The 6,041-nt window shown below is 72.0% G+C and carries 5 protein-coding genes; 2 read left to right on the plus strand and 3 right to left on the minus strand.

Annotated elements, in window-relative coordinates:
• Nucleotides 1–138: 138 nt before the first annotated feature.
• The 3 genes from WDV06_RS35865 to WDV06_RS35875 form a co-directional block, all read right to left on the minus strand.
• Nucleotides 139–1,389 carry a hypothetical protein gene (locus tag WDV06_RS35865; protein ID WP_395514002.1) on the minus strand — a complete coding sequence of 417 codons (1,251 nt, stop codon included), beginning with the start codon at nt 1,387–1,389 and terminating at the stop codon, nt 139–141.
• A 232-nt stretch (nt 1,390–1,621) separates the two neighbouring features.
• A complete protein-coding gene (locus WDV06_RS35870) occupies nt 1,622–2,851 on the minus strand; it encodes a DUF349 domain-containing protein (protein ID WP_395514003.1) in 1,230 nt (409 codons plus the stop codon).
• 190 nt (nt 2,852–3,041) lie between these two features.
• Nucleotides 3,042–3,824 carry a peptidylprolyl isomerase gene (locus tag WDV06_RS35875; protein ID WP_395514004.1) on the minus strand — a complete coding sequence of 261 codons (783 nt, stop codon included), beginning with the start codon at nt 3,822–3,824 and terminating at the stop codon, nt 3,042–3,044.
• A 152-nt stretch (nt 3,825–3,976) separates the two neighbouring features.
• On the opposite strand from WDV06_RS35875, the gene WDV06_RS35880 reads away from it, so the two are divergent.
• Both WDV06_RS35880 and hisS read left to right on the plus strand, forming a co-directional pair.
• Nucleotides 3,977–4,687: an MBL fold metallo-hydrolase gene (locus tag WDV06_RS35880; protein WP_042817822.1), complete on the plus strand. Its 711-nt coding sequence runs from the start codon at nt 3,977–3,979 to the stop codon at nt 4,685–4,687.
• 8 nt (nt 4,688–4,695) lie between these two features.
• The gene (hisS, locus tag WDV06_RS35885) at nt 4,696–5,955 is read left to right on the plus strand and encodes a histidine--tRNA ligase (protein ID WP_395514005.1); all 1,260 of its coding nucleotides are present in this window, start codon (nt 4,696–4,698) and stop codon (nt 5,953–5,955) included.
• Nucleotides 5,956–6,041: the final 86 nt, after the last annotated feature.

Here is a 6,041-nt window from a genome sequence, read left to right on the forward strand (position 1 = left end):
CGGCCGCGCCCGGCCCCCGCCCCCCCCCGCCGCCCCGCCGCCGCCGCCCCCCCGCCCCCGCCCCCCCCCGCCGCCCGGCGGCGCCCGCCCCGCCGGCCCCCCCCCCCGCCCACCGTCACGTCCGGCGCGGCGGCCCGGTCAGGGGCAGCCCCACCACACGAAGTTGAGGTTGCCGCCGAAGAGGGCGGACACGGCCGTGGCGGACCCGAGGATCCACACCACGGTGCTGCGGCGGGCCCGGGCCAGGGCCAGCGCGAAGGGGAAGAGCAGCGGGAACGCCGGCATGATGAAGCGCATCTTCGAGAAGTAGAAGCCCGCCCCGCCCAGCGCCATCAGCATGATCATGGCCGCGAAGATCCACACGACCATGGGGGGCCGGCGCCGGCGCGTCATCAGCACGAACAGCACCACCGCCGTGACGACCGTCAGGGAGACCACCACGTGGTTGAGGGTGGTGTGCACCTCGGTGAAGGTCTTCTTCAGCTCGCTGAGGGTGTCGAAGCCCCCGTCGTACACCGAACCCCAGCGGCGCTGGAGCTCGAAGTAGCCGTCCCAGCGCCCGAAGTGCCAGCCGACGTAGCCCACGTACCCGAACCAGCCCAGCGGGGCGATCAGCGAGGCGGTCACGATCCGCCCCACCTGGGGCCGCTGCGAGCGGCGCCCACGGCGCCACTGCACGTACTCCCAGACCCCGGCCAGTACCACGGCCGCGACGATCGCCGAACCCGAGGGCCGGGTGGCACCGGCGAAGAACGCGAGCACACCGGCCGTCAGCCAGGACTTCGTCATCACCGCGTACATCGCCCACACCGACAGGGCGAGGAACAGCGGCTCGGTGTACGCCATCGACTGGACGAGCGCCGCCGGCACGATCGCGAACAGGGCACAGGTGAACAGCGCGACCCGGCGGCCGTAGATCTTGTCGGTGACGGCGAAGATGCCCCACGCGGCGACCACCGACGCCAGCAGCGCCAGCCCTATCGCCACCCAGTTCATGGGCAGGTGCGTGACGTACGAGGTGTACCGCACCAGCATCGGGTAGACGGGGAAGAACGCCATCTGGCAGCTCGGTCCCGCGAACGCGCACGGCGACGGGGTCGCCAGCGGGGTCGTCAGCCCGTTCTCGGCGATGTGCAGGTAATAGACCGCGTCCCAGCGGCCGCCCAGGATCTCCAGCGGCCGCACGTCCTTGCGTTCGGCCCAGATGGCCATCACGGCGAGTCCGGTCGCGCGCAGGGCGATGTGGACCAGCAACGCCTTCCGGGCACGCTTCAGATGGGCGAGGACGCGCCGTCCGACACCACGGAGCCCGGAGTCCTTCGTGCCGGAGAGCGGTTCGGCGACGAGAAGGGAGTCGGGGACATCAGCGCGTATCTGGGTATGCGTCACATTCGATCCTGGTCGTCGCCCGGCAGAAGGCCGCCGAGGCGGCACCGTACAACGTTACACAGGTGGAGGGTGCAACCCACGCGCACCCTGTGTCGAAACCACGTAACGAATCGGACGCATCCTCAGCCGCGACCGGCCCGGCTCCCGCACCCCCCCCGCACGACGGACGGGCACCACCGGAACCGACCGGTGGTGCCCGTCGCGCGGCGCGTCCGAAGACGGCGGCCGGGCGTCAGCCGCCGAACTCCTCCAGACCCTTCATGGCCTGGTCCAGCAGGGCCTGGCGGCCCTCCAGCTCGCGGGACAGCTTGTCGGCCTTCGCGTTGTTGCCGGCCGCGCGCGCGGCGTCGATCTCACCGCGCAGCTTGTCGACGGCCGCCTGGAGCTGCCCCGTCAGACCGGCCGCACGGGCCCGCGCCTCCGGGTTCGTACGCCGCCACTCGCCCTCCTCGGCCTCCTGGATGGCCCGCTCCACGGCGTGCATCCGGCCCTCGACCTTGGGACGGGCGTCACGCGGCACGTGGCCGATGGCCTCCCAGCGCTCGTTGATGGAGCGGAACGCGGCACGGGCCGCCTTCAGGTCCGTCACCGGGACGAGCTTCTCGGCCTCCTCGGCCAGCTCCTCCTTCAGCTTCAGGTTCTCCACCTGCTCGGCGTCCCGCTCCGCGAACACCTCGCCGCGCGCCGCGAAGAACACGTCCTGGGCACCGCGGAAGCGGTTCCACAGGTCGTCCTCGGCCTCGCGCTGCGCCCGGCCCGCCGCCTTCCAGCTGTCCATCAGCTCGCGGTAGCGGGCGGCCGTCGGACCCCAGTCCGTCGACTTCGACAGCGACTCGGCCTCGGCGACCAGCTTCTCCTTCGCCTTGCGGGCCTCCTCGCGCTGGGCGTCCAGCGCGGCGAAGTGCGCCTTGCGGCGCTTGGAGAAGGCGGAGCGGGCGTGCGAGAAGCGGTGCCACAGCTCGTCGTCCGACTTGCGGTCGAGCCGGGGAAGGCCCTTCCAGATGTCCACCAGCGCCCGCAGCCGCTCGCCGGCACTGCGCCACTGGTCGCTCTGCGCCAGCTGCTCGGCCTCGGTCACCAGGGCGTCCTTGGCCGCACGGGCCTCGTCGGCCTGCTTGGCCTTCTGGACCTTGCGCTCCTCGCGCCGCGAGTCCACCGTCGCCACCAGCTTGTCGAGCCGGACGCGCAGCGCGTCGAGGTCGCCCACGGCGTGGTGCTCGTCCACCTGCGTCCGCAGGTGGTCGATGGCCGTCTGGGCGTCCTTGGCGGACAGATCGGTGGTCCGCACCCGCCGTTCGAGGAGGCCGATCTCGACCACCAAGCCCTCGTACTTGCGCTCGAAGTAGGCCAGGGCCTCCTCGGGGGTGCCCGCCTGCCACGAGCCGACGACCTGCTCGCCCTCGGAAGTACGCACGTACACGGTGCCGGTCTCGTCGACTCGGCCCCACGGGTCGCTGCTCACAGCGCCTCCTCCACCTGATGCCGCGCGGGGTCGTGTCCCCCCGGCATCGTCCACAGTTTCCTGGGGCGGGCAGCGCCCGCCCTGCACAACGCCAACATAGGCGACCGCCGGGCCGGCTGTCCGCATCCCGCACGACGGAATATCGCCGCGGGGGTCGCGGGCCGGCCCGGCCGGGGCCGCCGGACCCCCGTCAGTCCTTCGTGACCGTGGCCTTCTCGATGGTCACGGGCGTCTTGGGGGCGCCGTCCTGGGCCCCGTCGGAGGTCCCCGCCTTGGCGACCTCCTCCAGCACCTTCAGCCCGGCCGCGTCGATCTTCCCGAACGGGGTGTAGGAGGGGGCGAGGGGGCTGTCCTTGTAGACGAGGAAGAACTGGCTGCCGCCCGTGCCGGGCCGGCCGGTGTTGGCCATCGCCACGGTGCCCGCCGGGTAGACGACCTGCCCCTGCTCGTTCGGCTTGCCCAGGGAGTCCAGGTTCTCGTCCGGGATGGTGTAGCCCGGGCCGCCCCGGCCGGTGCCCTCGGGGTCACCGCACTGGAGCACGTAGATCCCCGAGGTGACCAGGCGGTGGCACTTGGTCTTGTCGAAGAAGTTCTTGTCGGCGAGCGACTTGAAGGAGTTGACCGTCTGCGGGGTCTTCGAGGCGTCCATCGCGAACTTGATCTCGCCCGCGCTGGTCTTCAGGTCGAAGGTGTACGTGGCCTTGTCGTCGATCGCCATCGCCGGGGAGGGCGACTTCTTGGGCTCCGGCAGCGACGGGGAGGCCGAGGGCTCGGCCGCGGAATCGTTCTTGTCCTTGGAGTCGAAGACACCGCCCGCGATCAGGCCGACCAGCGTCGCGACCACCACGGCCGAAGCCGCACCGATGATCGCCAGCCGCTGCCGCGATTTGCGGCGGGCCTCCGCGCGGCGCTTCTGCTGGCGCTCGTACTTCTCCCTGGCGAGCTGTCGCCGACGCTGATCGCTCGTGACCACCGGGTCGTCTCCTTGTGCGTCTCTGGTACCGCTGTCCGGGCTCGGTTAGGCCGTACCGTATATGGGTTCGCTGTGTGATGAGGGGCGCCGGTAGGCTCTGAGCAGCAGATTCCGAACTGCTGCCGCCCGACGGACGACGATTGAGGACGAACGTGCTGATTGCCGGGTTCCCCGCCGGGGCCTGGGGGACCAACTGCTACCTGGTCGCCCCCGCCGCGGGTGAGGAGTGCGTCATCATCGACCCGGGCCACCAGGCCGCCCAGGGCGTCGAGGAGACGCTGAGGAAGCACCGCCTCAAGCCCGTCGCGGTCGTCCTGACCCACGGCCACATCGATCATGTGGCCTCGGTGGTCCCGGTGTGCGGAGCGCACGACGTTCCCGCCTGGATCCACCCCGAGGACCGCTACATGATGAGCGACCCGGAGAAGGCCCTCGGCCGCTCCATCGGCATGCCGCTCATGGGAGAGCTCACGGTGGGCGAGCCGGACGACGTCCGCGAGCTGACCGACGGCAGCGCCCTGAAGCTGGCCGGGATGGAGTTCTCGGTGGCGCACGCGCCCGGCCATACCAAGGGGTCGGTGACCTTCCGGATGCCCGAGCAGGCCGACGTACCGCCGGTCTTCTTCTCGGGCGACCTGCTCTTCGCCGGCTCCATCGGACGCACCGACCTGCCCGGCGGCTCCCACGCCGAGATGCTCCAGTCGCTGGCCCGCGTGTGCCTGCCGCTGGAGGACTCGACGGTGGTGCTGTCCGGCCACGGTCCCCAGACCACCATCGGCCGCGAGCGCGCCACCAACCCGTACCTGCGGGAAGTGGCGGCCGGGCTGGGGGACGGCACCGCCGCCCCACGACGAGGAATGTGACGAGTTTCGTGAGCACCTTCAAGGCCCCCAAGGGCACGTACGACCTGCTGCCGCCCCGCTCCGCCCGCTTCCTGGCGGTCCGCGAGGCGATCGCCGCGCCCCTGAAGAACTCCGGCTACGGATACGTGGAGACCCCCGGCTTCGAGGACGTGAAGCTGTTCTCCCGCGGCGTCGGCGAGTCCACCGACATCGTCAGCAAGGAGATGTACACCCTCACGACGAAGGGCGGCGACGAGCTCGCCCTGCGCCCCGAGGGCACCGCCTCCGTGCTGCGCGCGGCCCTCCAGGGCAACCTGCACAAGCTCGGCAGCCTGCCCGTCAAGCTCTGGTACTCCGGCTCGTACTACCGCTACGAGCGGGCCCAGGCGGGCCGCTACCGCCACTTCTCCCAGGTCGGCGCCGAGGCCATCGGCGCCGAGGACCCGGCGCTGGACGCCGAGCTGATCATCCTCGCCGACCAGGCGTACCGCTCGCTCGGCCTGCGGAACTTCCGCATCCTGCTGAACTCGCTCGGCGACAAGGAGTGCCGCCCGGTCTACCGGGAGGCGCTCCAGGGCTTCCTGCGCGGCCTCGACCTCGACGAGGACACCGTCCGCCGGGCCGAGATCAACCCGCTGCGCGTCCTCGACGACAAGCGGCCCGACGTGCAGAAGCAGCTGGTCGGCGCGCCCGTGCTGCGCGACTACCTGTGCGACGCCTGCAAGGCGTACCACGAGGAGGTCCGGGCGCTGGTCACGGCAGCCGGGGTCCCCTTCGAGGACGACGAGAAGCTGGTCCGCGGCCTCGACTACTACACCCGCACCACCTTCGAGTTCGTCCACGACGGCCTGGGCTCGCAGTCCGCGGTCGGCGGCGGCGGCCGCTACGACGGCCTGTCGGAGATGATCGGCGGACCGGCCCTGCCGTCCGTCGGCTGGGCGCTGGGCGTCGACCGGACCGTGCTCGCCCTGGAGGCCGAGGGCGTGGAGCTGGACATCCCGGCGGCGACGGCGGTCTTCGCGGTCGCTCTGGGCGAGGCCAAGCCCGCCGTTTTCGGCCTGGTGACCGAGCTGCGCAAGGCGGGCGTCGCGGCCGACATGTCGTACGGCGGCAAGGGCCTCAAGGGCGCCATGAAGGACGCCAACCGCAGCGGGGCGCGCTTCGCGGTGGTCGCGGGCGACCGCGACCTGGCCGAGGGCGTGGTCCAGCTCAAGGACATGGAGTCCGGCGAGCAGAGCGCCGTGGCGGTCGCCGACCTCGTCGCCGAGGTCCGGGCCCGACTGGCCTGACGCGGACACCGCCGGGGGGGGGGGGGGGGGGGGGGGGGGGGGGGGGGGGGGGGGGGGGGGGGGGGGGGGGGGGGGGGGGGGGGGGG

The sequence above is a fragment of the Streptomyces racemochromogenes genome, assembly GCF_044129415.1.
Classification (GTDB): Bacteria; Actinomycetota; Actinomycetes; order Streptomycetales; family Streptomycetaceae; genus Streptomyces; species Streptomyces racemochromogenes_A.